Origin of the sequence: Clostridium sp. AM25-23AC (assembly GCF_003435125.1) — a bacterium.
Lineage (GTDB): Bacteria > Bacillota > Clostridia > Lachnospirales > Lachnospiraceae > Pilosibacter > Pilosibacter fragilis.
Map to the genome: position 1 here is coordinate 39,137 of NZ_QWGI01000004.1, position 25,833 is coordinate 64,969.

General features: G+C 46.7%; 30 protein-coding genes. All 30 read right to left on the reverse strand.

Going from position 1 to position 25,833, the window contains the following annotated elements; translation table 11 throughout:
- Positions 1-4: 4 nt before the first annotated feature.
- The gene (locus DW677_RS03560) at positions 5-1,147 is read right to left on the reverse strand and encodes a hypothetical protein (protein WP_117566502.1); all 1,143 of its coding nucleotides are present in this window, start codon (positions 1,145-1,147) and stop codon (positions 5-7) included.
- A gap of 10 nt (positions 1,148-1,157) precedes the next feature.
- Positions 1,158-1,745, reverse strand: coding sequence for a hypothetical protein (locus tag DW677_RS03565; protein WP_117471936.1), 588 nt, complete (start codon positions 1,743-1,745; stop codon positions 1,158-1,160).
- 40 nt (positions 1,746-1,785) lie between these two features.
- Positions 1,786-1,986: a hypothetical protein gene (locus DW677_RS03570; protein WP_117471938.1), complete on the reverse strand. Its 201-nt coding sequence runs from the start codon at positions 1,984-1,986 to the stop codon at positions 1,786-1,788.
- 13 nt (positions 1,987-1,999) lie between these two features.
- Positions 2,000-2,233 (reverse strand): immunity 17 family protein, encoded by a 234-nt coding sequence (locus tag DW677_RS03575; protein ID WP_117471940.1) that lies wholly within the window; start codon positions 2,231-2,233, stop codon positions 2,000-2,002.
- Positions 2,230-2,739, reverse strand: a complete 510-nt coding sequence (locus DW677_RS03580) for a hypothetical protein (protein WP_117471942.1) — start codon at positions 2,737-2,739, stop codon at positions 2,230-2,232. Before DW677_RS03580 ends, DW677_RS03575 begins: the two co-directional genes overlap by 4 nt.
- A gap of 21 nt (positions 2,740-2,760) precedes the next feature.
- Entirely contained in the window at positions 2,761-3,039 is a 279-nt protein-coding gene (locus tag DW677_RS03585; RefSeq protein ID WP_117471944.1) for a hypothetical protein, read from the reverse strand.
- A gap of 31 nt (positions 3,040-3,070) precedes the next feature.
- A complete protein-coding gene (locus tag DW677_RS03590) occupies positions 3,071-3,913 on the reverse strand; it encodes a DUF2262 domain-containing protein (protein WP_117471946.1) in 843 nt (280 codons plus the stop codon).
- Positions 3,914-3,926: 13 nt separating this feature from the next.
- The gene (locus tag DW677_RS03595; RefSeq protein WP_117566503.1) at positions 3,927-5,042 is read right to left on the reverse strand and encodes a hypothetical protein; all 1,116 of its coding nucleotides are present in this window, start codon (positions 5,040-5,042) and stop codon (positions 3,927-3,929) included.
- Between the two features lie 15 nt (positions 5,043-5,057).
- Positions 5,058-5,228, reverse strand: a complete 171-nt coding sequence (locus DW677_RS18240; protein WP_181968292.1) for a hypothetical protein — start codon at positions 5,226-5,228, stop codon at positions 5,058-5,060.
- A 268-nt stretch (positions 5,229-5,496) separates the two neighbouring features.
- Positions 5,497-5,760 carry a helix-turn-helix domain-containing protein gene (locus DW677_RS03605; RefSeq protein WP_002593789.1) on the reverse strand — a complete coding sequence of 88 codons (264 nt, stop codon included), beginning with the start codon at positions 5,758-5,760 and terminating at the stop codon, positions 5,497-5,499.
- A gap of 15 nt (positions 5,761-5,775) precedes the next feature.
- Entirely contained in the window at positions 5,776-7,554 is a 1,779-nt protein-coding gene (locus DW677_RS03610) for a VirD4-like conjugal transfer protein, CD1115 family (RefSeq protein WP_117471952.1), read from the reverse strand.
- A 54-nt stretch (positions 7,555-7,608) separates the two neighbouring features.
- Positions 7,609-8,547, reverse strand: coding sequence for a DUF3991 and toprim domain-containing protein (locus DW677_RS03615; RefSeq protein ID WP_117471953.1), 939 nt, complete (start codon positions 8,545-8,547; stop codon positions 7,609-7,611).
- 14 nt (positions 8,548-8,561) lie between these two features.
- Positions 8,562-11,438 carry a MobP3 family relaxase gene (mobP3, locus tag DW677_RS03620; RefSeq protein ID WP_117471955.1) on the reverse strand — a complete coding sequence of 959 codons (2,877 nt, stop codon included), beginning with the start codon at positions 11,436-11,438 and terminating at the stop codon, positions 8,562-8,564.
- Positions 11,439-11,548: 110 nt separating this feature from the next.
- A complete protein-coding gene (locus DW677_RS03625; RefSeq protein WP_117471957.1) occupies positions 11,549-12,148 on the reverse strand; it encodes an alpha/beta hydrolase in 600 nt (199 codons plus the stop codon).
- 24 nt (positions 12,149-12,172) lie between these two features.
- A complete protein-coding gene (locus tag DW677_RS03630) occupies positions 12,173-12,493 on the reverse strand; it encodes a TfoX/Sxy family protein (protein WP_117471959.1) in 321 nt (106 codons plus the stop codon).
- A gap of 43 nt (positions 12,494-12,536) precedes the next feature.
- A complete protein-coding gene (locus DW677_RS03635) occupies positions 12,537-12,953 on the reverse strand; it encodes a YjdF family protein (protein WP_117471961.1) in 417 nt (138 codons plus the stop codon).
- Positions 12,954-13,148: 195 nt separating this feature from the next.
- Complete coding sequence (locus tag DW677_RS03640; protein WP_117471963.1) at positions 13,149-13,568, reverse strand: nuclear transport factor 2 family protein; 420 nt, start codon at positions 13,566-13,568, stop codon at positions 13,149-13,151.
- Between the two features lie 155 nt (positions 13,569-13,723).
- On the reverse strand, positions 13,724-14,137 hold the full coding sequence (locus DW677_RS03645; protein ID WP_117471965.1) for a hypothetical protein: 414 nt from the start codon (positions 14,135-14,137) through the stop codon (positions 13,724-13,726).
- A 407-nt stretch (positions 14,138-14,544) separates the two neighbouring features.
- Entirely contained in the window at positions 14,545-14,808 is a 264-nt protein-coding gene (locus DW677_RS03650; RefSeq protein ID WP_055650613.1) for a DUF6103 family protein, read from the reverse strand.
- Between the two features lie 69 nt (positions 14,809-14,877).
- The gene (locus DW677_RS03655; RefSeq protein ID WP_002593799.1) at positions 14,878-15,156 is read right to left on the reverse strand and encodes a hypothetical protein; all 279 of its coding nucleotides are present in this window, start codon (positions 15,154-15,156) and stop codon (positions 14,878-14,880) included.
- 322 nt (positions 15,157-15,478) lie between these two features.
- On the reverse strand, positions 15,479-17,269 hold the full coding sequence (locus tag DW677_RS03665; protein WP_117566506.1) for a reverse transcriptase domain-containing protein: 1,791 nt from the start codon (positions 17,267-17,269) through the stop codon (positions 15,479-15,481).
- 591 nt (positions 17,270-17,860) lie between these two features.
- Positions 17,861-18,853: a C40 family peptidase gene (locus DW677_RS03675; RefSeq protein ID WP_117566508.1), complete on the reverse strand. Its 993-nt coding sequence runs from the start codon at positions 18,851-18,853 to the stop codon at positions 17,861-17,863.
- 53 nt (positions 18,854-18,906) lie between these two features.
- Complete coding sequence (locus DW677_RS03680; protein ID WP_117471970.1) at positions 18,907-19,428, reverse strand: gamma-glutamylcyclotransferase family protein; 522 nt, start codon at positions 19,426-19,428, stop codon at positions 18,907-18,909.
- A gap of 14 nt (positions 19,429-19,442) precedes the next feature.
- Positions 19,443-20,486 carry an amidoligase family protein gene (locus tag DW677_RS03685; protein ID WP_117471972.1) on the reverse strand — a complete coding sequence of 348 codons (1,044 nt, stop codon included), beginning with the start codon at positions 20,484-20,486 and terminating at the stop codon, positions 19,443-19,445.
- A 15-nt stretch (positions 20,487-20,501) separates the two neighbouring features.
- Positions 20,502-22,265, reverse strand: a complete 1,764-nt coding sequence (locus tag DW677_RS03690) for a DUF87 domain-containing protein (RefSeq protein ID WP_242990552.1) — start codon at positions 22,263-22,265, stop codon at positions 20,502-20,504.
- Positions 22,266-22,348: 83 nt separating this feature from the next.
- The gene (locus tag DW677_RS03695) at positions 22,349-22,948 is read right to left on the reverse strand and encodes a hypothetical protein (protein ID WP_002593804.1); all 600 of its coding nucleotides are present in this window, start codon (positions 22,946-22,948) and stop codon (positions 22,349-22,351) included.
- Positions 22,945-23,205: a hypothetical protein gene (locus DW677_RS18645; protein WP_117471977.1), complete on the reverse strand. Its 261-nt coding sequence runs from the start codon at positions 23,203-23,205 to the stop codon at positions 22,945-22,947. Before DW677_RS18645 ends, DW677_RS03695 begins: the two co-directional genes overlap by 4 nt.
- Before the next feature lie 161 nt (positions 23,206-23,366).
- On the reverse strand, positions 23,367-23,624 hold the full coding sequence (locus DW677_RS03705) for a 4-oxalocrotonate tautomerase (RefSeq protein ID WP_117471979.1): 258 nt from the start codon (positions 23,622-23,624) through the stop codon (positions 23,367-23,369).
- A 110-nt stretch (positions 23,625-23,734) separates the two neighbouring features.
- On the reverse strand, positions 23,735-25,459 hold the full coding sequence (gene dcm / locus DW677_RS03710; protein ID WP_181968293.1) for a DNA (cytosine-5-)-methyltransferase: 1,725 nt from the start codon (positions 25,457-25,459) through the stop codon (positions 23,735-23,737).
- Complete coding sequence (locus tag DW677_RS03715; protein WP_117471981.1) at positions 25,456-25,830, reverse strand: DUF4406 domain-containing protein; 375 nt, start codon at positions 25,828-25,830, stop codon at positions 25,456-25,458. The genes dcm and DW677_RS03715 overlap by 4 nt, the downstream gene beginning before the upstream one ends.
- Between the last annotated feature and the right edge of the window lie 3 nt (positions 25,831-25,833).

The window sequence follows — 25,833 nt, forward strand, 5'->3', positions numbered from 1 at the left end:
ATTATTATTCATCTCCGAACCGCTCAGCAGCGTCTTTGTAAACAGTAATACTTTCTTCCACTCTCACTTTTTCGCTGCGAATACGGAAGTAGTCCCGTAGAATGCGCTTCAGTTCCGGGTTTTCCACCTTGCGGGGCAGCAGACTGATGAACATTTCGTCGTAGCTTCCATACAGAACACCGCCCCGGTTGTAAGTCTGCCATGTCACCGTAGGTTTGCGTCCTTCTGGGTCTTTAGCCAGATCAAAGAACCACCGCTCATCCAGATCCACATAGCGTTCAATCATAAACCTTGTGTCATAGGTTCCATAGCTATAATAACCCCAAAAAATCAGAGCGATCATTCCATCCGGGCCCAGGCGTTCATAGGTCCAGCCTTCCGGATAACAGCGGTAATGGAGCATTCCCAGCGCATGGAACAAATAGCCTTTTTGCGGCGTATCCAGAAGGGGCGAATAGGTCTCATACACCTGCTCCTTGGGCTGGGTGATGATTGCCTTCATAAAGACCGGCATCAGCCAGCTGCCGCCGTAGCGTTCATTCAGCTCATCAGCCAATGCTTGCAGTCGCTCATCCGGGTTGCGGATCAGGGCGGCGGTCAGCACTACAGCGGGAATTTTCTCTTTTTCCTTGGGTGTGGCATCCCAAATGCGAAGCCCGTCCGTAATCCACCAGGAGGTACAATCATCACGAGAATAAACAGGCGTGCGTTTCAGCTGGGCGATCCGCTGGGTGTTTTCCGCCAGGAAGCGGTAGACCTCCAGCATTTTAGGCGAGGCTTTCCCCAACATCAAATGGAAACAGAAGTTCAGTTGTTCTATATCCAGTGGCTTTGTGTCCCCCTCGTCCAGCAGCTGGGAGAGAGTCTTCAGAATAACCGGGGCGATCTGCTCCGATACACAGTCGGAGCAGGCATCTGACATGATATTGCTGCCCATCCATTTGCCCTTGACCAGTTTGGCCCACAGTGGGGCAGCAGGGGCATACTCCAGCTGCGCCAAGGCCTTCTGAGCAGCCGTTTTGCACTTGCCCTTTTCTGTATTCACAAGCTGGAACAGCAGTTCGCCGTTTGCTTCATCCTTGCCCAGCTCCAAAATGGCCTGTTCTCGCTTTACGCCCTTGGGAGGCAGTTGTTCCAAAGTCATCATTCGTTTTCTCCTATCCCACAATGGTGGTTTCCTTGACGGCCAGATTGTCGTAATCCATGGCAATCAGCTTCTCAGCGGCCTGTGGGGTACACATAAACCAGGTGCTCACGCCCCAGGCGTCCATCCTTGTGACGGTGAAAAAGTCGGTTTCTGCGGGAGTCGGATTTCTGGCGTCAATGTAGTGGTCGGCGTAGAGATAGACCAAATCCGCCTCCCGCTCCGGCAGCCACTTGGCCCGGCGCGCACGGGGTTTGCCGTTTTTCAGTGTCTTTTCTCTGGGGTTCTCGAACCATTCCAGCTCCTTGAGTTTCAGGCCAGTGAAGGCATCCATCAGCCGCTGGGCGATCTCCCAGTGGGTAAACACGCCGCAGTTCCAGGAGCCCATCAGCCATGTCTGTATAGAATCCCCCACCTTGCTGCCGGGGGCAGGAGGTCCATAGACGCTCTCATTCGCCCACATGACTTCCATCTTTTCGCACTGATCCGGTCGGGGGCAGGGCTGTTTGTTGCCGTAGCGGTACATGATATTTACATAGCCATAGTCTTCGCCGGTTCGGTCATGGCCGACGGCTTCTATTTTATAAGCAGTGATCGACATTGTAGTTCCACCTCCTGAGCCAGTACAAAGTCATTGGGGGTTAATCTGCTTCAAGTTGTTCTTGCACCTCTTTGGGCAGGTCATTCCACAAAATATCGTATGTAAAATCCCGAATCTCCGGGTAACACTCCCGTGCGGTCTTTTCCGCAATATCTCTATTCAGGTAGTGCATCTCTTGGTGGAAAAACCAGTTGAGTTTTTCCATCAGCCGATAGAGTCGGATCTGTTCTTCTTGGGTCATGGGATTGCTCCTCCTATTTCAATTTCAGCACAAATCCCCAGATACTCACCACAATCAGGAGGACACCCAGCAGAAAGAAAACCACACGCCGGTATCCTCTGCTGTGTCGATGAGCATCCCGCGTACCAGTGGGGTCGCAGAGCCAGTTCCAGTTGCGGATCGCCCCAATTAAAATCACGGCCCCGATGAGCACCCAGGCAATGTACCAATGCTCTTGCAAAAATGCTGTGATCTGTCCACTGTTCATTTACAGATACCCCCCTTTACATCATCGGGAGTTTCCTTTCGGATGATTTCCTCCCGCTCTTTTAAATCCAGCTCCAGAGCTTTTTCCTCCTCCAGATATTCCTCGCAGTCCCGAACCAGCTTTTGGGCGGCTGGGTCATCCGGGGCCAGGGCCAGCCAGCATTTTGCGTATTCATAGGCGGTGGCTGCGGAGCGGTATGCCATCAGGCAGGAATAGCCCATCCGGGAGTTCCAGTAAGGGTCGTTCTCTCCCTGGGTGCGGACGGACTCCAGCAGATCAATGGCGTGTCGGATGAGATCCTCGTCCACTTCACCGTCGGTCCCATGCACTCCATGATCTCCCAGAACCGCCAGATTGCTGTAAGCCCGACTCAGCTTGACGGTCAGCAAATAGCCCCGCTCCTGTTCCGGGATAGCTTCGATGGCCTGGATGCACTGGGAATACTCGTCCTTGCTATTCCACTGTTCGAGTTGCTCCAGCAGCTTTATTTCTTCTGTCCGATTCATCGTTTCACCGCCTTTTCTGTGTTATCCCTTGCCTTTTTTGAAGTGTCCACTGCCTCGCCAGGTGTTGACCACACAGGTGAAGATCTGGCCACAGTGCTTGCACCTAATCATGTGAGCCATAATTTCGTCTGCCCATCCATCCTCAGTCTTTACCTTCTCCAGCGAGCAGGTGGAGTCCTCTGCTATCAGTTCAAATTCGCCTTGTCCCACCAACTGCTGAATATAAGCAATACAGGCCAGGTAGTCCTTGGGGGCATCAAATTTTCTCCATATTTGAATGTTTCGGCAGTGCTCGCACATAATGGGCACCTCCTTCCATAAACGGTTGTAGTCAGCCCTGTATATCAGCGTCAACAGGGCCTTTTTTCAGTGTCCCATCCACAGTGACCACATGGCCCCAGAACATATCGTCGTCCTCATACCAGACGGTAAAACGCCCACCAGGAGATACTGTAAACTCGGTGAGCAGGATGCGCCGGGCGAACTCATCCTCGGTGATGGGGTCTTTCTCCGGGTTTCGGTCAGTCTGGTCATTGTCGGCCAGCCATTCGTTGGCCTGAGCAGTGAGTTTCTGGGCAGCCATAGTTCGCAGAGATTTATCCCAGACTTCCTGATCTGCCAGCAGTTTTTTCATCACATTGGTGACGCGGGTCCAGGACGCTTTCTTTTCAATCTCCACATCCAACGAGATCTGGACTTCTTTTCCCATCCACTTACAGGTCCCATCGAATGTGCTCATCTCACGATCCAGCGTGAGGGTTCCCAGCACTTCATCTTTCAGAAGAATGGGTTTTGTATATTCCGCCCAGATTTCCTCCAGTGCCGGACAGGACACACCTTCCTCCAACACTTCCGTGACATACCACTGGGGTTCACTGAGGGCATCACCTTTCCAGCCGCGGGCTTTGATCCGGTATATCTGGCCCTTGGCGAACCGCTTGGAATAGTCACCGGCATCCCGTTCCTTGTCCGTCAGCGGCCAGCTCAGGTAGCATCGACTGGAGATCACCTGTCCAGTCTGGACATCTGCCATTGCGAGGACATGGGTATGCGCCGCCCAGAAGGTATCCAGAAAAGTTTTATCCGCGCTGATACCGTCCTGAATCAGTACCAGCTTTTCCTCATCTTCCGGGGCGTACAGAGCAATAAAGTCCTTAACCGTTCTCTTTTTCATGGCGTTCTCCCTTTCAGGTCTGCTGGTGCTGCATGGACACGATATGGCAGTCCGGGCAGAACTCCACATAGAGCGTGCCCTCCGCACAGTCAAACACCGTATCCCACTGGATTTGGGCCAGATACTTCATGGGCTTGCCGCAGTGAGGACAGGTCGTATATTCCGCGTCCTGCACCCAGTTGGCAAAGCCGCCGATGGTGTTCACATCCTGACAGGCCGCGCCGTAAAACAAGGGTACCGGCGTCTTGCCCAGCACAAAGGGATTTTCAGTGAGGGCCTTGTAGTCCTCGGGCCGAACATAGCACTTCGTCTTCTCCGCACCATCAAAGAGTTCGGAGGGAAAGACCTCCACGCCGCCGTCCAGAGTAAAGCGGTTGAAGGCGGGGCCTTTCAAAAATCCCACACAGTTGGGGCAGCAGGTGGCGGTCAGGATGCCGTCCAGCCCCAGGAATTTCAGCCGCTCATCCCGGCCATCCAGCACCAAAATATCCACCATGTGTCCGCCGCAGTGGGGACAGGTGTCCTCCCGTGCTCGGCCAATGCGGATGGGAGATTTCTCGCCAGTGGTTCCCTTGACCATAGGATAGCAGGTGTCGAAGTTGAGTTGGATTCTCTGGCCCTCCTTGTCGAAGGTCCAGCCTCCGATCTGCGCATAGCTGGATGAGTCTACATAGAGACCCTTGCGCCAGGGCCGGGGATTTCGCTCCAGCTCCAGCAGAGTCTCCATTGCCTTGTCATCTCCTTGCATAGCAAGGCAACTCATCAGGTCGGCGGCATTCCGAGAGTATTCTGCTTTTAGCAGGGCAGCAACTAAAGCGTCCCGCACATCCTCTGGCGCGTGGTAGTAGAGCTCACAGGGCCAAAACACCTCTGCGGCCAGTGCCACCTGCTGAATCTCCGGGGTGATGGCATCATGGTAGCCAAGCAGCTGCCAAAAGTCGGTGAACTCCGGGTCCTCCATATCAGCCAGCTTCTGGATGTTCTGGATCAGGTTTTTCTGTTTCTGCGTGATTTGTTCCGGCGTCCAGGCAAGAGCAGCTTGCCGTTCTTGCTCGCACTTACATTTCCAACACAATCCCTCATAACCCAAGGGGGTTCCACAGCTGGGGCAGGTATATTTCAGACTCATGTTCTCATACTCCTTTCAGGCAATAAAAAAGCCCCACGCCGCACTGTCATAAAGACAGGCTGACGCAGGACATGAAGAAGCCGCGTTGAAGGAGCCGCATCCACCAGCAGATGTAGTTTCTTCAACAACCAAAATATTTTTTTCGTATCTTAAAGCAGCAAATTGCTGTCCAATATATTGTTTCATCGCAGCACCCTTTTTGTTCACATAGCATTTTTTTTTATTATACCACATATTGTTTTATTCGGGAATATTTTTCTTACCCTAAGTTGTTTTATATTCACCAAAAATTGATACGCATTAACCTCACACCCACCTTCCTTTTTTATAGATAACTGTCTAATTTTTTCTCTGATTATTATATTTCTTCAAGTGATACCTTCTCTTCATATGTCATATTGCCATATCCCATATGCCACCAAGAAAACAAACTGATCCCTTGGTGGCGTATCTTCTAGCTGCTGTCTATCAGCGTATATAAAAGACTGCTTTTTCCTCCGTTTTCACGCCACCTCTGTTCCTTTTTTATAAGCCCAGCCTTTACCAGATCCTGAATCGCCCGCTCTACAGTTCTCCGTGATAGGTTTAATTCCTTTGCGATAGTACCAATCGCAGGATAGCATTGTCCGTCTGTATTACTCCGGTCTTTCAAATACATATACACAGCTTTAGCCCGATGGGGCAGATCTGAAGAATAAATTTTAGAAAAATAAGCCATCTGTTCTCCTCTCTGCTAATCGGTTCTAAGAGGTGGTCTTCGAGTAGCTGCCTTATGCTGTTTTTCCTTCGCTGTCTCTCCATGAGCCTTTCCTCCTAAAAAAGAAGCCTCCTCCAACTTTCCGCTTTCAACAGATCCCCTCCATAAATCTTCCTCATCAAAATCAGACCGCCTTACTATTTCCTCCTCCAATTCCAATCGGTCAGCATATACAACTTCTCTTGCTGCCTGTTCCGGGACTTCATAAACCTCCTCAAACCGGATACCCCATTTTAAAAACAAAGGAAGTCTTGTTTTCATAGGGCATACCCCCGTCTTAGCAAGAATGAAATTCCCTTTTGGCAATGTCTTTAACTCCTCCGGCGCCATTAATGGTCTGCTCATCATCTGCAGGCTCTGGCTGGGGTCATTTTTTCCTTTGGATATAGAACCAGACAACACCGTTCTGTTTCCCAATGCTTTGGATAAGATTTCTGCGCTCTCTGAGTTTGGTGCAAAACCTCCAAACAAAATATCCTGGCAGTTATCGATGATAATACTGGAACCTTCTTTTCCATAATTCTTTTCCAACTGCGCAAAGCTCTGAATGATAGGAACCATGCTGATCCGTCTGGAACGGCCTGCAGAAAACATCATCTCCATGGATTCAATTTTCGGTATGGTTCCGATTTCATCCGCAAACATCATGACTCTGTTGGGCAGCTTTCCTCCATGTTCATCTGCAATCGTCAACATTTCCCGGTAAAGCTGCTGTAAAAACAGGGATACCATAAAATACTTCGTGTTATCTTCTTCCGGCAGCACAATAAAAATTGCTGACTTTTCCCTACAGAATGTTTCCGTGTCCAAGGTACTCTCAAAGCACAGGATCTGTTCCATTTCAGAATCCAGAAACGCATTCAATCTGGACATGGTTGTGGATAGCACAGAGGCCATTGCCTGATCCGCAGAATTTAAAGCTGCTCCTGCAAACCACTTCGCCTTGTGAGTAGGTGGTAGCTTATCCATAAGTAACTGGAACAGGCTCCGGTTCTTCACGGGGGATGGCGCCAGAAGATCCTGAATCAGCTTGAACACAGAAATGATATGGCGTTTCTCTGGCGGGCAATACTCTGCAATCAACAGAATCACAGAAGTCAGCAAACCTTCTGCTGCATCATAGAAAAAAGCATTTTGTCCATAACTGCTGGCAGAAGCCCCTTCAGAGCAGATGATTGTTTTAGCTGTAATTTTTGCATACTTCTCTGCTCTTGCCTTTGCTGCCAGATTTTCAGGATTCTTTAAATACTCATCCATGTATTTATTAACCAGCGTCAGGATATTGTTGCCATCAGAACGGGTGGGATTTCGTAAATCCAGAATGGAAATCCGATAGCCATAATATTCCTTGGCTATACCTGCATAATTACGAAACAGATCGCCCTTCGTGTCTGTGGTGAGAAAACTCATTCCAGAAGCACAGGCATATTCGATATTGGGGTATAAGAAGTTTGCGGTCTTACCCACTCCTGCTGCCCCGATCATGAGACAGTGAATATCTCCACTGTCTACCAGTGCTGTGATGGAATTTCCTTTCTTTTTGTATCCAACTACCAGCCCCTGCTCTTTTGGTAGACGCTTTCCTGCTCTCCATTGCTCCGGTTCATATGGTACATGAGCATACGTTTCCCGTATTTCCTTTTCCGTTGCAAACCGTGCAGTTCCATACTGCCCGTCTCCTACCGTTCTCGATTTAATTCCGTTTAAGGTATAATGATTTGATATCATTACCAGACTGCCGATTACAGCGAACATCCCCAAACCTATACAAATAAATATAATGACTCCCTGTATCCTACTCCCCTCCTCTCACATCATCTGTATAACTGTCTGCTGTCTGTTCATATATTCCGGCGGTGGCTTCTTCAGTTCTTGAAGATCCTCATTCCAATCCTTAAGATTTGAAAAAAGCGAGAATATCATATGGTATCCCCGCTCAGACAGGTTTTTCTTTATCCGTTCCCTTGCCTGGATTCCCGCCTTATCATGATCCAGACATAAAGCAATTTGGGAGATGTGCGGTGCATCATTCAAAAGCTGCATCAACGCATGTTCTGCCACCCCACAGAGTGCCACATAACTATGATCCATCCACCCCTTTTGATACATGGAAATAAAAGACAGCATATCAATCGGTGCCTCAAATACATACACGGTATTGCTCTTCCCAACCCAACGAAAACTGTACCTTGGATCGCATCCTTCTACATTCCCCTTAAATGGTTGTCCCTTCTGACAGGTTCCCCTTTTATGTGCATGGCGTGGAATTCCATCTGAATCAAAACCCACAAACACAACATTATGATATTTGACATCTTCATAAATCATGTGTTTTCCTGCAAATACAGATACTACTTTAGGATCCACACACCTTGTCTTTATCAGATACGCAAAAGCACGGTGCATGGTCTGGTTCGCTTCTGGAAGTACGAATGGCTTTTTCGGTTCTGGTTGCTGATTCACGCTTTCCTGGTATGCAACTCCCTGTTCTCCGCTAAGCAGCATTGTAACTGCGTCCGGAAAGCTCTGGTTATAAAACATCCGCACAAAGTCAATGGCACAGCCTCCCTTTTCTGTCGCGTGATCATACCATCGATTTCCCCTCACTGTAATACTGTGATCACTGGCCAGGCGCTTTTCTCTTCCAGAACGAAGCAGCTTTTCCCCCTGCCTGGAAAGAAAATCTTCCAGATCCACCGCATTGGCCCTCTGTTTCTGTTCTTCCGTAAAATAAACAAATTCTCCCATGCCATCCTCCTTCGTCAATAAATACCTTGTGCCGGCTCCTGATCATCCCTATGATGTCCTTGAGCCTGCTTTTTCTCTGACAGTTTCCTGCGTCGTTTCCGGTCAATCTGATACCGCTTCATTTCCATTGGTCTCTGTACTTCTTCGCAAAACAGCTTTTCCAGATGATGAAGCAGTCTGGTTGCTGCCAGAAACAAGGACGGATCCTGATATGCATCCAGATGTTCCAGTAAAAAACTGGCATACAGATTTCCTTGTTCTGCCGATGCTGTCAGATATTCCACTGCCTTTTCCCGATCACGGGAAACATCTCTGCCACAGAGATATAACTTTCCCAACGCATACTGAGCATACTGGTTTCCTTTTTCCGCACATAGTCCCAGGTAATGTACTGCTGTTTCCACATTTTTCGTTACATGTTCTCCTGAAAGATATAACTTCCCTAACTGATAAAAGGCCCATTCATTTTTCTGCTCCGCTGCCTGTTGAAGCCATTTCATTGCCACTTCCACTTGGGGAGAAAACTCTTCCCCCTTGAGATATAGCATTCCAAGCCGATACTGCGCATACGGATTTCCTTTTTCCGCTGACAGACTGAGCCACTTCACAGCCGCTTCCACATCCTTCGGTATTTCCTCCCCCAAAAGCAACAAACATCCCATCCGATATGCAGCATATTCATTTCCAAGTTCTGCTGCAGAGCGGAACCATTTCATGGCCTGATCCATATCTTTATTAAAATACACACCATCCTGGTATAATTTCCCCAACACATACTGGGCAGCTGAGTGCTCTGCATTTGCTGCTTTTGTAAGCCATTCCACTGCCTGGCCGCTGTCTCCACTTCCCGTTTCCAGCCAGAGTTTTCCGAGTGCATACTGAGCATTGGTATTTCCAAGCTTGGCAGACTTTTCCCAATATTCAGCTGCTCTCTTATCATCCGCTTCGGTTCCCGTTCCTGTGTGGAGCATCTGACCAATTCGGTACTGCAGTTTATCATCATGACTTTTTTCTTCCAATATCACGAAACCGGAATACGCATCCTGAAATCCTCTCTCTGCTAGTTTGGGATCCGGCTCTGTACCAAGACCATCCCGATACATCTTTGCCAGTTCCAGACTGGCATAAGGATTTCCCTGTTCTGCCGAACTCCTGTATAAAGAGAATGCCCGCATATCATTTTGCTCCACCCCCCGTCCCCGTCGGTAAAGCCCAGCCAGAGAATACTGGGCATACTTATGGTCCATTGCAGCCGCCTGAGAAAACCAGTGTGCCGCCTTTTCATAATTTTGTTCTGCTCCCAAACCAGAAGCATACATTTTCCCAATACGATATTGCAGATATGGTTTCTCCTTTTTCTTTACGGATTCTTCTCTTACAAGAAATGCTTCCAATGCTTTCTCATACCATTTCTGTGCCAGCCCCACATCCGCATCCCGTCCCAAGCCATCCGCAAACATCCGGCCAAGGTCGTGCATGGCAAACCCATTCCCCTGCTCTGCTTCCTGAAGGAACTTCTGATATGCCTTTTCAAAATCCTGTAATGTAGAATCGCTGCCATACAAATAATTCCTAGCCTGTATATATCCATCTGTCCACCAGTTGGAACTGGATTTTTCTTTTCTGCCATTAGGAAAAAGCTCTTGCTTGAGTTCCTCCTCCGCATAGTCCGAATCTAGTTCCCCTGTCAGCTCTGCTACCGGATCTGGTTCTTGTATAAAAAAATCGTCCTTTGGTTCTGAGTATCCATCTTCATTCTCTTCAAACAAAAAATGATGACTGCCAAGCCTCAATGCTTCTGCAATCACCATATTTTTGATACTTTTTAATTTAGGCTGTTTTGATAAAGGCGGTAATTCTTCCGTCTGTTTTCGGTAGGTCTTCACAATCTCATCCTGCCATAGCCCCCATTCCCGGTACAGGGCAGACACCCGGTCATCTTTCTCCAACTCATCTACGATATGATCAACCAGATCCTTCACATCTCTCTTCAGGTAGCCATAAACCTTTTTCCCGCCTGTATTCTGCAGCCGTTTAGAAAGCTGCATCATACTGGTTTCAATTTCCGAACTCTTAAGCGTCCCCGCCCGTATTTCATCTATCCATGTTTTCATTACAACTTCCGACCGTTCCTTTAAATCCATACGAGACTGTGCCTGCTCCTCATAAATATTTGCAAAATCTTGACGGAAAATATCATGTGCCAGCTCAGAACGCATGGCCTCAATCGACTGCTTTGTCAGATACCCTTCTCCATCTTTTACTGAGTACACCAATAGATGAACATGAGGATGATGGCTTTCATTATGAAATGCAGCGTACCATTTCAGATTGGCGCTGTCAATTTTCATATGCTTACACAGCATTGCCCGTTTGGAACGCAGCAATGCCATCCACTGAACAGCACTGTCGTACCCTAACCGGGCTGCGTCCTCGCGCCGAAGGGAAATCACATGTGTCCACACAATTCCCTTGTGATCTGCCACCTGATTCTGCACCTGTCCAAGAACCACCGGTTCTCCCTCATCTGTAAACAGGCCATGCTCCCCAATCTTTTCTACACGGGGACGATGCGCCAGATAATCCACATAATTTTTTCGCGTCGCTGCTATATCAAGATTTTGTTCCAATGCACAGGAAATAAATTCCGAGGCATTTTCGATTGTTGGTTTTCTTTGATAATCTTCATACTCCAGCATTTCTTTTGTCGCCGGAAAATCCTGCAGGAGCTGATGCACTAACTTCTTTTGACTCACCGTTGCTGGGAGGTGCTTTTTACTTGTATCAATTTTCTCTACCCCTTTCCGCGTTCCAATGTAATGGACATAATTTTCTTTCTGAGATGGTTTTGCATCTTTTAAATATCGGGAAGTAAAAATAAGTTTTGCCATGTTACTCCTTTTTAGAAAGCAAAAAGGAACCTATGGCTTATCACACACCATGGCTCCTTTTACTTTTTATCACATCTTCTTCCGTTACATAGTTTCAACATTTGAACATATCATGTACATTGCTTGATCCAGTCAGAAAGAAAGTCCATCTGCTCTTTCGTATGAAACCAGTGCTCCCCGTTTTCCATAACTGTAAGTGTTGCTCCGATTCTATCTGCAAACTCAGCTATTGTTTCATACGATGTCAGGTTATCCTTTTCTCCATACAGAATGTGCGTTGGAACAGTCCAGGTAACAGGATGCTCCCTCACATAACAAAGATAAGCCCAGGAAAGTGTTTCTCCAAAGGATGTCGGGATTTCTTTCTGTTTCTGCAAGTCATCTTCGGTCACATTCGCCCACTGCATCATATTCCGAATCAATCTTTCCATGTCTACAACCGGAGAAATAAAGTATGCCTTCTCTATTTTGCTGTCTGCCAAAGCACTCATAGCAAAGAAAGCACCAATGCTGTTCGCAATCACTGTTACCGTTTCATATGTTCCGCATAGGTTGTCAAACAATCCGGGAAACTCTTTTTTCGCTTCCCAAGGTGACTGTGAGGAATAGTCAAAACCAATTACATCATATTCTTCAAAGAGCGCTTTATAATACTCTGCCTCTTTCGGATTTCCACCTTTACCATGTATATACAAAATTGCCTTGTCCATTTATTTGTTTTCCCTTCACAATACCTATTTTTTCTTTTTGGATTTGGGCAGCGGCAGTTCATCATACATCGCGTGGAACAGTCCTGTCAAAAATTCTTTCTGATCAACCTCCTCTACCAGCAGCATCTCTTTTGCTCCCTCATAAGGTACTTCATATACCGAATCTGTCATATAGGCAATTGCTGACTTTGTAGGTTTTACAAGCAGTCTGTCATCATAAATACCTCCTATAATCTTGCCACGATAATAAATAATAAATTCTCCCATCATAGCACGGTATGTAATTTCATCCAACTCGGACAGCTGCTCTAAAATAAATTGTAAATAATTTTTGCTTGATGCCATCGTTTACCTCAAACCAAATTTTGTGTAAGAATACATTACATTCTTAATGTCCTCGATGTTTCTCTTTTTTCTTTTTTTGTTTTAAATCAAACATTTTTTTCTCTTCTGCCAATTTGTCTTCCCGGCTTTTAGACTTACGCTGCTGTTTCCTTTGTTCCTGCTGCAGCTTTAGTGCTTGCTGAGATTTTGTTCCAACGCCCCTATCCAACATTTGTTTATGAATTTCACGCTGGAGCTTCTTTGGGTTTTTTGTTAGTTCCTTTTCAGTAACCTCCACAGATGGACTAAATCGCAAACGATCATATTCCTTTAGCACAAACTCCCAAATCTCATAGTCCTTTGGTTCAGTTCCAAATGTTACTTTGGAAACGGAAAGTTTCCCATTTTCAACTCTCTCAAAAATACCTACCCAAAATGGTTCCTCAAAAAACACTGTCAGCTTGCCTGTCCTTATACTCATGGCAATCCCTCCTTAATGATTGAAATGAGCAAAGAATGGACAACCCGGAGGGGCAGGTTACTTACCCTGATATGCAGGACGGCCGGGCTACCTACCGGCTCTGGTATGCATCACTGCATACGTTGCGTTTTTATCTTTACTTTTATAATCAAGCCTCCTCGGCCAGATTAACACATATAATTTTTCTGTTTCTAATTAAAACCAACTCGCCTTTTCATCTCTAAATTTAGGCGTATCACTATCCTCATAAGGATTATAACTGTTTAAGTTACATCCAAACTCCTTTAATGATTTTATTTTATTATCTGCTGTCCATACAATCAAGGACATTCCGTCAAATTCCTCTATATTCCCATTATTCATTTCATTTTTAAAATACCACTCTACAACCGTCTGGTTATCTTTATGAAAGAACTGCTTGATCTTCCACTCCATCACCTTGCCACGTGTATTCCATTCATTAAACCAATGTTTTACAACTTGACGGTTATTATATTTTGGACTCCAGCTTTCAGTATAAATCACGTCTTCCGCAAAAATGTCATCCATACCAAGATCCTGTTGTGTAAGCCACATTTTGAACCATAGTTGAATGATTTGTTCTCTCTCATTCAAAATTCTACACCTCGATTCGTTTCTTATATATTATAATCGATGAGCTGTTGCATCGTAAAGGACAAATCTATATTTTATCTCTTCTGAAAATTCATCACACAACCAGAGGGAAGTACATATAAATTTTCTTTCCATCTTTTCTTTTCCAACAATATCTACACATCCCGCTTTTGATAATGATACGCATCTTCAAACTTCACAGTTCCATTGATCCGCCTCACTTCATCAACACATTTTGCGTGCAGCCTGTTTAAAGATTCTTCATCCACATCATGAGTGTAGGCAATTACCTGTGAGAGCTTGGACAATTCCACTGCTATCTTAAAGTCCATTCTGGCCAGACGGTTCTCACTATCCTGAATGGTTCCCGTAAGCACAGAAGCCAACGACTGCAAAAAATAATTTTCTGCTTTTCCTGCAAGAAGATACCCTATATAGAATTTAAGCGCTTCTGCTACAAATTCATTCCGGGAACGCACATTGGCTGTCTCTAACAGACCATCTGCCTGGTTTAAGATTTCCTTTTCGACATAAATTCCCGCACGTACTTTCGTATGTTCGCTTCCCATCGTTTCCTCCTAACCCTGGTATTCACAAAATCTCTCTCATTTCCTCCAAAATTCTGCCACTTTCAAAAATCCAGCACCATTCTTACGACCGCCTTCCCCAAAAGTATTCAAACCAGATTTTCCGAACGGCTTTGCCGGTCGGTGTTTTCCAGGGGTGGGCTGCCAAAAGCAGCATACCCCCTTTAACCTGCACACGTTTCGACCCAGCCAACCACTCAAGAATCCCGTATTCCCCCGTGTTCTTGCTGTTTCCATAACCTTCTCTCACATTTGCCCAACACCGCTTAAAATCCTCGTATGGGTACCACGATGCCACCTAGCTGTCCAAAGCCCGACACAGGGGCACACAGGGGGCTACACGGGGATGTCATGGATGACTGGGGATTCCGTTTCCTTTTTTCTGGTTATCATACGATTTCTGATTCTTCCAGCTGGGACTCCTCCCGTCTCGCAGTCCGATCAGCTCTCCGGGTACGTTCTCTGGCGGATATTTCTCTTGCCACCTTGTCATCAATATATTCACGGGTAGCCTGTGGGACATATTTTTCATACAGTTTCTGTACTGTATCATTTAATTCCCCCTGAAGATCGGTATCCCTTTTTTCCATATGGAACTTTAACGCATCCAATTTTTCTGTGTTAAAACTGACATTGATCGTAGTATTTCTCATTTCAAATCTCCTTTTTCTTTCAGAAAGCAAATCAGGCGGCTGCTCACACAGCCGCCCGATCTCGTTTCATCAGGTTCTTAAATAATGGATTAGTTCAATGGCATCTGCAAGACCTGCCTTATAATACCTCAGACGCTCCTGTTCCGGTATATCCATTTTAGCCATAAGTTGGTCGTCCAACCATTGTCGGTCATCCTCTGAAAGGCTATTGAGAATTCGATCCATGCGGAGGACATGCTCCTTGGTCTCTGTGCAATAAGCGGGAACCTTGTCCTCTTCACTTTTCCTCTTCAACTCCAGAACTCGTTCTTCGATTACCTGATTTAACTGATCCATAATCTCATCCATCGGTTACTTCCCTCCTTTCAGCCACACACAATACCGAACTTTTTTCTAAAAGTCGATATCACATATCCATAAACTGTCCAGGCAAATCTGCACAAATTTCATTTTTAGCTGTCTCATTCCGGAATAGTTGCCAGCCTTCCAAAAGCATACAGATGGCTGTTCCAGTAAGGAGAAGTAAGGTCCGCATAGCCAATAGGGTAGAGTAGGAAAGCGCCGCCTTGCCGCATTTCTGCGGCAGGTCTGCGCAGACCCCTCCCAGAACCGTGCTTGCACCTCTCAATGCACACGGCTCGCCATCTTTGCTCCATTACAAAAATAACTTTTAGAAACCATGATGTATTTTCTGGTGGCAGTCATGGCAGACCGCTAGTGTTTTGCGCTGTTTCGCTATCATCACTTGCTCCCAGGCTTCTTTTCCTTTCAGATTTTTCACCTTGTTCACATGATGGATTTCCAGTTTTACGTCTGTTCTGCCGCATAGTTCGCATACTCTGGCCTTTAGGCGGTCATCTATCGTAGTGCGTCCTTTGGCTACAATCGTAATGACTTTCGGTTCAATGTCCTCACACTTTTTACCGTCAATCTCGTTAAACTTCGTGAGTCGGCGGATTTTCTTTCCGGCTTTTGTTTCGTAGGGGATACCCCAACGCTTTTCACCAACACGGTACTTGTCATAAATTTTGGACAGTTTACAACGGTGCTTGCCGGACAGTGTTTTCAGACAGCTGTATTCCATGAGATAGCTGAAATAGTTCAGGCTTCGGTAGTTGCTGGCGAGGTGATAGTAGTTGCAAATTCCCCGCAGTTCCGCGTCAAATACCGTCACAATCTCTAAGTCTGTGTGGCGCAATAAAGAAAGTCTGCTGGTTGGCTCCAGCTTTCCGTTATCGGCTCTCTGTTTTACAATGCCTTTTGAGAGCAGAAACTTTTCAATCTTATCTTGAAGCGGGATCAGTAGCTCCACGGTGTTATTCATCGTGCGCTGTTTGCATTTCTTCCACGGCTTTATCTGCTGGTCACGGCGTACCCGCACATCATAACCGAGAAATCTCGCAGGCGTGTTGCTATGGGTAATCAGCGTTTTTTCCTGGCTTAACTCCATTTTCAGAGTGTTCTGGATAAACTCCGTGAGTTTTGCTTTTATCCATTCGCAATCCTGCTTGCTCCCGTTGACGGCAATCAGAAAATCATCCGCATAGCGAACATATTTAAGCTTTTTATCATCACACAACTTTGCTGGCGTTTTATACAATTCGCTGGTTAGCTTTTTGTACTCCGCAATCAGCAAGTCACGTTCCAGGCCAGCTTCACGCCGGTCTATTTTTCTCCTTAAATTTGCCCGCTTTCGCTCAATCGCATGGTATGCTGGAGTGGTTCTGTACGGCGTTCTAACGTCAAACTCCTTTTTCAATTCCTCGATGTAGCTGTCCAGCTCATTCAGATAGATGTTCGCAAGGATTGGCGAAATAATGCCGCCCTGCGGACAGCCGCTGTAAGTACCGTAGTATTTCCAGTCCTCCATGTAGCCTGATTTTAAGAACAGCCGTATGAGTTTCAGAAATCTGGCGTCTTTGATTTTCCTGCCGATAACAGCAATCAGCACCGTATGGTCGATGTTGTCGAAACAGCCTTTTATATCGCCCTCAACGAACCAGCTTGCACCGATAAACTCATGCTTGAGCTGGGCCAGTGCCGTGTGACAGCTTCTGCCGGGGCGAAATCCGTGAGAGTAATTCGAGAAAACAGGTTCATAGACCGCCTCCAAAATCATTCGCATGACTTCCTGAACCAACTTGTCCGTGAAAGTAGGCAGACCTAATGGGCGCATTTTTCCATTCGATTTCTGGATATAGCTGCGCCGGACAGGTTTCGGGCGGTATGTCTCCGTTCTCAATGCTTCAATAATACGCTCCACATACTCCTCGCTGAATCCGTCCGCCGTATCTTCATCCACGCCTTTTGTCCCAGCCCCCTCATTGGAGTAGAGGTGCTGGTAGGCAATAGAGTAAATATCTGGCCGGAGCAGGTAGCGATAAAGCCTTGTGAATACTTCATCATGGTGTTTCTTTGAGTTTTCTTGTAACTTAGTTAAAATCTCCATTGTTGGTTTCAATGAGGTTTTCCTCCCTAATCAATTTTCGATTTTAATACGCTCAGACTGCTTCCCTTCGCCATGTGAGCGGCTTTCCCGCATCCGATTTACGGCTTTCCCTGTCAATTCAGGGTTCTCAGACTACTATGGAAGCTCCGTTGCCATGCCAGATTTTCAGTGTCTGCCACATAGCCCTTATGGGCGCTCTGGTTTAGGCAATCTCCAGTTAACGGAAGTAGTAGGTGAGTGTGAATTGTCGGATATGCTTTCGTTCCGTTGACACCGGTTCTCCGGCGCGCCGTGCATTTCTTTGATAACCTACCGGAAGGCAACCCTTTCCGGTATTCTGATAACAGGTCAGAAGGCTCCCCTTTCTGGCCCTGTTTGCACCATAGGTTTCAGGCAAATTTCCTATGCCCACACTGAACAGGGGCTGGGAACTCACAAGATTCAAACCCAGATTTATCCTCATATTCACTTATCCTCGCAGTTCAGTCGCACCCGATTGCCTTTAGGTGACTTACCGCTTTCCTGACGTGCTATTGTCCCGTGCCAGCTTTCGCTTTTCGGTTAGTCAGGTGGATTCCCGCGTTATCTTACGGGGTAGTACCTTCAAGCTGCCCTCCTTTCGTCTACTTCTACTTCCGTCCTATCTGGACGCACCGAACCACAATGCAGCATCCTAGAGCCTCCAACATAAATCCCCACATGGCTGACCGCCCCTGCAGATGCATAAGTTCCCGTAAAAAACACCAGATCTCCGGGTCTAGCTTCCTCTCTTGACACAATCGCACACTGGTCATAAATCCCCTGAGCTGTTGTTCTAGAAAGATGATACACCCCGGATCTCGTGTAGACCCAACAGATATATCCACTGCAGTCGAAACTGGTATCTGGAGAACTACCGCCCCATACATAGGGATAACCAATATAACGGGTTGCCTCTGCCATCAGCGCGGAAAAACTCCCATCTCCCATAGCCTGTCCGGGAGGAAGACCATTTCCACCCGGTACACTCACACCGTATTTTGCCAGCATATAGATGCGCTGTACATTCGTTTTATCTTCCAGAGAAACCTCCTGGTTTAATTCTGCAGCAAGATTTCCATAGACCATATTCAGGCTTTGGATTGGAATTGCAACCGTATAGGTTTCTCCCTCTTCATCCTCTCTCTCCTCATACTCTACAAAACAATCTGCGAATGCCCGGTAGTCCCCCTCATCCATCCGAGGGTGCTCCTTACCAAAAAACAGGGCATAAAAAATCGCTTTTACCTGGTAGGGATCTACTTCTTCGGCTTCTGCCATACCATTGATTTCATTTAACACCCCATCCAGTTTTTCAAAACTGTCCTGCATATTTTCGATGTACATCCGATACTCTGCTGGCACCTTTGAGGACAAATACCCCCCATGAAAGGACTTCTGGACAGCAGAAATGTTATGGTCTGCAGTCCCAGAAAGCGTGCACAGGATCATGGTGACAATTAAAATAACAGGGGTTACTAATGCTGCAATAACAGAAAAAAACACAGTCCGCCCATTCCGGTCAGAGAGGGTAAGCGCTACCAGTTTTGCTGTCACAGCGGCAGCTGAGACGGCCATAAAATCACTCCTTCCACACTTTTTATCGAGATATTCATCTGACGCATCAGGATTTATTTCATTCCATCATAGCCCCCCATATGAAACAGGCTCTGCTGATAGAAGCATCCCTCTCTTTCCTGTTTCTGTACAAGCTGATAAGCATGTTCGATTGCGTCCTCCAGAAACTGGGTTTCAAACCCTGCCGTTTCGTACCCTTGCCAGATTACATTGGCATAATGGTCAGAGGGAATTCCAAATGAATGCCCTGGTGTCATCACATAAACCATGGCCGGAACAGTTTTTCCATCCAGTTCAACCTCCAGCATCTGCTTCCCATACAAATTGGGATACCCTTCATAAAGATCCAGCGATGCCTCATCTCTGTTTTGGATCTCCCAGATCAGCACCGGCACAGTACTCCCTGCTTTAGGTTCTACGGTTGCCACAGCTCCCCTGCGGCCTCCCCGAAATAACAGTTCATAATCTTTTAACTCACTCTTTCCTACTACCTTCGCAGTCGGACAACGAAATGCCATCTGCTCCAGATTCAGATTGCTCCCATAGGCAATATAAAGTCTTTGTTTTCCTTTCAATTTGCTTCCTCCTGTCACATTCGCATACAAAAAGCCGAGGATTCCTGTGCTTCCCCAGCTGATTCTAATTCCTCAATTGGATGAATGATTTCCTGTCTCTGGATCCGTTCTGCCAATTCCTTCTCCCGCTTCTGTCGCATTCTTTCCTTTTGTGCTTCCGCCTGAGCCGGATCCTTCCAGGCAATACAGCCCGGCAGATTTGCCAGCAGATGCTGACGAGCTGTGGCGAATTCTTCTCCATTTAATCCTAGCCGTAAAAGCCAAGTGCGGAATGTATACTTCTCATTGCTGGTCTGAGTTTTTCTTCTGCTGGCACAGGACTGATTCAGCGCTTGGGCGCCAATCGCCAGACAAAACTGGATATAGGCCTTAATCTTGCCTGCATGAAGCGTCCCATTGAACAGACGAAATTCCACAGTTCCTTTCTGAAAAACAGAATGAAGGTTCAGACAATGATAGCGGCTATCATCATAATGCGCATCCCTCCGGCTCTCTCCGTTGTACCAGATCCGCTCTACAGCTTCCATACTTCTAGGTTTTCTCCGGTTTAACTCATCCAAAAATCGTGTATCCACCGGCTGACACCAACGATGCTGCCTTTCCACAGACACTCCAAGCGCTTTATAGATCAAGTCTTCCTTGGATGCCATGATATTGGTGATATTACGGAGAGTTCTGGCATCAAACGGCTCTGCATTGATATGCACATGGATTCCGCAGCTCTTGTTTGTCAGGGCACCATGCTCTTTCAGTTTCCGAATAATTTCCTGAATGGTAACAATGTCTTCATAGCGGCAGATTGGACTTACCATCTCTGTCCGGTATTCCACATCAGCATTTACCCTGCTTCCATTTACCTTCCGTTCTGCGTGAATACTGCTATCGCTCATAAATTTCCACTGCCGCCCCTCCGTGTCAATGGCTGCATAGGTATCGTAATAGGTTCCCAGATATTTGACTCTAGTTCCAAAATACTCTGCCGTTACCTCAGCCGCTTTCGCACGGGTAATGCCGGTCATCTCAATCTCAATGCCAAATTTCTGCTCCTTTAACTCCATTCATAGTCTCCCCTTTTAACGTCCTCCTGCCTTTCCGAACAGTCTGGCTTTGTGTTCCGGGGCATTTACCATTAAGTTATACCGCTCATTTCCACATTTATACAGGCAAACTCCCCTTTGTGGATACCGGATCAGGTTATACTCACTATCCTCCAGCTGCAGGGTATCCGTATAAAACTTGGCATCAATGCTCCCCGCATTGAACAGAAACTGATGCGTCGGGATGGAAAACAGCGGCTTGGTATACTCTCTCACGCCATCCAGATTAAAATCCTCTAGGTTCTGGCTTGCTATGATAACTGCAGAATCTTTTTTTCGCACACGCTTCATAAAATTTCTAACATACTCTACTGCAGTCAGGTTGGAAAGGAACAGATAAAACTCATCCAGGCTGGCTGCCGTATTGCCTTGTGTCAAAAGAACATCGCTCATAAACGAAAGCACATTAAAAAGCAATGCATTTTTAAGGCTCCTGCTGGCCTGTAACAGTCCTTTTACCCCAAAAGTAATGAAGCCATCATCGGTGATATTGGTATGTCCATTAAAGAACTTGCTCTCAGCTCCCACACACATAGAATTCAGCCCAAGAAGAATACTCTGAAGCATTTCTGCTGTATAAAGCTGTCTTCTGTTTTCGTCAAATCCCTGATATTCTTCCTCAATGAACGCATAAAGATCGGAGAGAACCGGGTAATCCTCCGCAACCAGGCATTCAAAATCACTTTCGTCTGTAATCCCCCATCTGGTATATAACTTCTGCAGCATGATCTCAATCACATCAATTTCCCTGTCGGAAAAATCCTTGTAGCTTCGGAAAAAGTCCTTTAAGAAACTGATATGCTGGGATAATCTGGATCGGATGCGAAAGGTCTGAGGTGCATCCAGATCCTCCGGGCTTCCCGCTTCGTCCCAGGTTTTCGGTTCCAGAGGGTTGATAATGAACTCCCCGCTCATTAAGTCGATAAAACACCCTCCCAGATTATTGGTCAGATCTTCATACTCCATTTCCGGATCCAGAGCGCAGATATGCATTCCGGACTCCCTTAAATTCGTCAGCAGCAATTTAAGCAGATAGCTTTTTCCCTGTCCGCTGTTTCCCAGAATCAGGATATTGGCATTCGTCTTATCATCTGCTCTCCGGTTAAAATCCACCAGTACATTACTCCCAAATTTATCTCTCCCAATATAGAACCCGTGAGGATCCGTCTTTCCTGAATAGTTAAAGGGATACAGATTCGCCACACTGCTGGCCGGAAGCACTCTCTCAAACTGATCCTTAAACAGGTTATAACCGCTTGGCATTACACACCGGAACCCCTGCTGCTGACGGAGGATCAGTCGGTCTACATTCAATTTTGACCGGATCAGTTCCGTTAGTACTTCTGTCTGAAGAAGCTTCAAATGCTCCAGATCATGGGCACACAACTCCAGATATACTGCCGTATGGAGGAGGGGTTCTCGGTTGCGGTGCATCTGGGCTACGATGGTAGTTACATCTTGTAAATTACTTTCAGCCAGAACGGTCTGCTGTAAATCACTGGTATTGCTCCGATCCATCCGGTTTTTGTTGGCTGCATTGCTGATGATCTTCCGCTCCTCAACGGGTGTCACATGACGAGTATAGATCCGCAAGGTTACACCGTCTTTCTCCCCTAAATGGGAGAGAATTGCCTGCTCTTCCGTAGCAGTCGGGTACTCCCGCAGTGCCCAGACACAACGATAGGTGTTACCACAAATAAAATGATCTGTTTCAAATTTAATGACAGACGGGGCGATCATATCCAGAAATTCCTGGATACGCACATTATCTTCCCTGTCATCAACTGCTGTTCTTCCTTTTTTCAAGTCATCTCCTCCTCACTCTAAATCTCTGGTATGATCCACCGCTCCCCGTCAAAGTCTTCAAACTTCTCTGTGGTCACGTTCTGCTCATAGTAAACAGCCAGGATACGTTTGATATCCTCTTTATCTGCCCGTTTAACAGAAAAACTCTGTTCCTTCAGGGATTTTTCAATCCTGGAAAGGTACGGAAAAATATCCGATTCCTTTTCATCTTTTAACCGCAGCATAATCAGAAATTCACGGGCTGTCGCCATCTGCACCTGAATCCGGTCCAGATGGGTCTGATCCTGTTCCAAAAGACGGCGTATGACTGGATTCTCTTCCTGCTCCATCTGACTTTTCAGAAACCGCTTGTTGTCTTCAAAGCTTTCCCTGCTGTTTAGACACAGCATCTCAATCTCTGCCACTCCTTTTAGCACAGTCATAAGAGCATAGATTCTTGCCCCGACACTAGATTCGGACAAAACAGAAATATTCGTTGGTTTTACAATAAAATACACCAGCTCCCCCTGTCCGTAGGTCACCAGACTGTAGTCTGTAATCTCCTTTGCACCAATGAACTGCCGTGTGGAGAGGCGCTTCTCTGCCTCTTTTTTCGCTTTTCTTTTCTCCCTGCTCATTCATACCTCCACTCAAAAAATTGCTGACGCATAAAAAAATACGCACAGGCATACCGGACAAAATCCAGAATGCTGGTATCTTCAAATCGGATCGTCAGAAATCCATATACCCCTGTCAGAACACAAGGGAACATAAATCCCGCCTGCGTAGCTACTAAAATGGAGACCAATCCGCAAATACCAAGAATCCCAATGTCCCGAAGCTGCCATAACCAAAGTGTTGCTTTTGATTTCAAATGGTCCGGATAAATATACAACCGATCACCTCCAAATAATAACCGCCGGCATGATGAAGCTCTGCCGGCGGTATGTTCGATCCTTCCTCTTATTCAGTTTCCTCAAGTTCTGCCTTTCCCTCTGTCTCCTGCATCTCTCCAGATACTACATGTTCTTCCTGCGAAAGTACATCTTCAATCAGTCAGATCACAAATTCTTTCTGGCTCTGTCCTGTCTTTTTGAGGTATTTTTTTAACCTCTGAAAAAACTCCTCTGATACCTGAAATGCCAGTGTCCTGATTCCGTTTGCCATCTCTCTTTCTCCCTTCTCAAAGTGGTCTTTTAGAATCCGTTCCATATACTCGTTCAGCTTGATTCCCCATTCTTCCTGTTCTTCCCTCACTTTCTTATGCAGGGATTCTGGAATCATGGCGCATAAATTTTTCTTACGCTCTTCCATTTGACTCTCCTTTCCTCGTTTTTACAAGCCAAGTATATCCATAAAGAGATGAGATAGCTATGACGATACCCAACAAAGATTGCCTGAAAACGGAAGCAGAACTACCAATCTTATGGTTCTTTCTCCTCCTTCATCTTCCGCAAAAAATAAGCGATACCACGGAGAACAAAATCCACACACGGTATCGCTACGCTATTTCCAAGAGCTTTGTAACGGGCACTGTCCGAGGCACCAGGGATATCTGTCCAGTGATCCGGAAAACCCTGCAACCGTTCACACTCCAAAGGCGTCAGCCTCCGGATCAATTTCCGGTTCTCAACAATACATTTATCTTCGCTGACATATTGATTATTGATCCCCTTATGATCTGTATATCCAATGGTTCCTACCGTATTCTGATACGGCTCACACACCAAATCCGTAGCATCCTTATGCTGTCTGGCACTCTGAGTCGCTGTTACCCGATTTTGCAGAAATTCATCACTTCTTTGGCGGCTGAACACTGCATGACGGTCTGCACTAGTAAGAGTATAGGAAATATCCGGCTGGCATCCCAGACCATTTCCTCCATTTTGTACTTCCCGATCAATGATATTTCCGGCAATACAATAACTCTCCGGCATATCTGAGACCAGTGGGACATTGTTTCCTCCTGTTCCATACCGGGCTGACATGGTAGGGGCCACCTCATGCGGACCTGTATATCTGGCATCAATCCCGTGATTCTCAAACAGAATCTGCTGATTGTTCCCGCCGGTTTCTGCCTCCTCTGTAAGAGCTGGATCCGGAATTTTCTCTGTCCCAGCACTCCCCTGCTGGATGCCCATCACCAGAGGCGGATGACCACTCATCCCTGCCCGCAGGGTTGCTGTTATATCGACCGAAACATCCATACGCTCTCCTCCTTGGTCATTGAGGCACAGACACTCTTCTTTTTTTTCTGCACTTTCAAACTTCCTCATCCCCTCTGCCACAAAGGTCTGCATCTGCATATTGGTCGTTGCCATCAAAGCTCCGGATATTCCGTTGAGGTTGATCGTTTCTTCCCTCTGATTAATATGGAACGCAAAAATATCCACCTGTTTTTCCTCTGCTACTCTACTCCCGCCTGAATCCGCAGAGCTGTTTCCAGCTGCGGTGGTAACTCCTTTCCCCTGACCTTGGCCCTCCGCAGGATCCCTAAGCAGGCGTTCCTGCTCAAATAATATCTTTGGTGCGGTGAGTCCTCCAAAATCTGCGACAAGGAAGATTCTACGGCGGCGCTGGGCGACTCCCCAGTATTGAGCATCCAAGACTCTCCAAGCCAAGCTGAATTGATCTCCCAAAATGGCAGCCCCAGCAGATTCCCAGCGCCCGGTGTCAGGTCGAGGCACATGACAGGTACTGTCCTTGATATGGACAATCTCCTCGATGACCGCCCGGAAATCTTCTCCATTTGCGGAGCTGAATGCTCCAGGGACATTTTCCCAAACGAGGTATCGAGGTCGAATAAAGTCATCTGATACCCCTCGTCTTTCATCCTCTGCTCTCATCTCCTTTACTATGCGTACCTGGTCCATAAACAGGCCGGAGCGCTCCCCTGCCAATCCTTTCCGTAATCCGGCTACTGACAAATCCTGACAGGGGCTGCCTCCACAGATTACATCCACAGGCGGCAATTTTGCTCCATCCAGTTTTGTAATGTCCCCTACATGGATCATATCTGGAAACCGGAGTTTGGTTACCCTCATGGGAAACGGTTCTATCTCACTGGCCCATACCGGCACACCTCCACAGTGAACTGCCGCCAGAGGGAATCCTCCAATCCCATCAAATAGGCTCCCCAGTGTCATCATCCGCCCATCTCCATTCCCTTTTGTATCGGTACTTCACACAGTTCCCATCCAATTTCCTGTTCGCTGACCCGTCTAAGCGGAATCCGGAGCTGCCTTGCTGCACGGATTTCCTGCTCCATTCCTGAAGACAGTTCACTTCCACACGCCCAGATTTCCTCACAAACCTTCAAAATCCGAAGCCCCATATCTGTTCCCAGCTTTCTCTCTTCTGGGACTCCATCATCCAGCATCTGCGGATATAGCAGATGAGAGGCAATTGGCGTAACCCCCTGGTTCATGGCATAACGACAGGCTGCCTTTGCAAATGCTACATTCCGCTCAACATCTCCAGAATACGGAGATGCAATATACACCAGTTTGTTGTGTTCCATCCT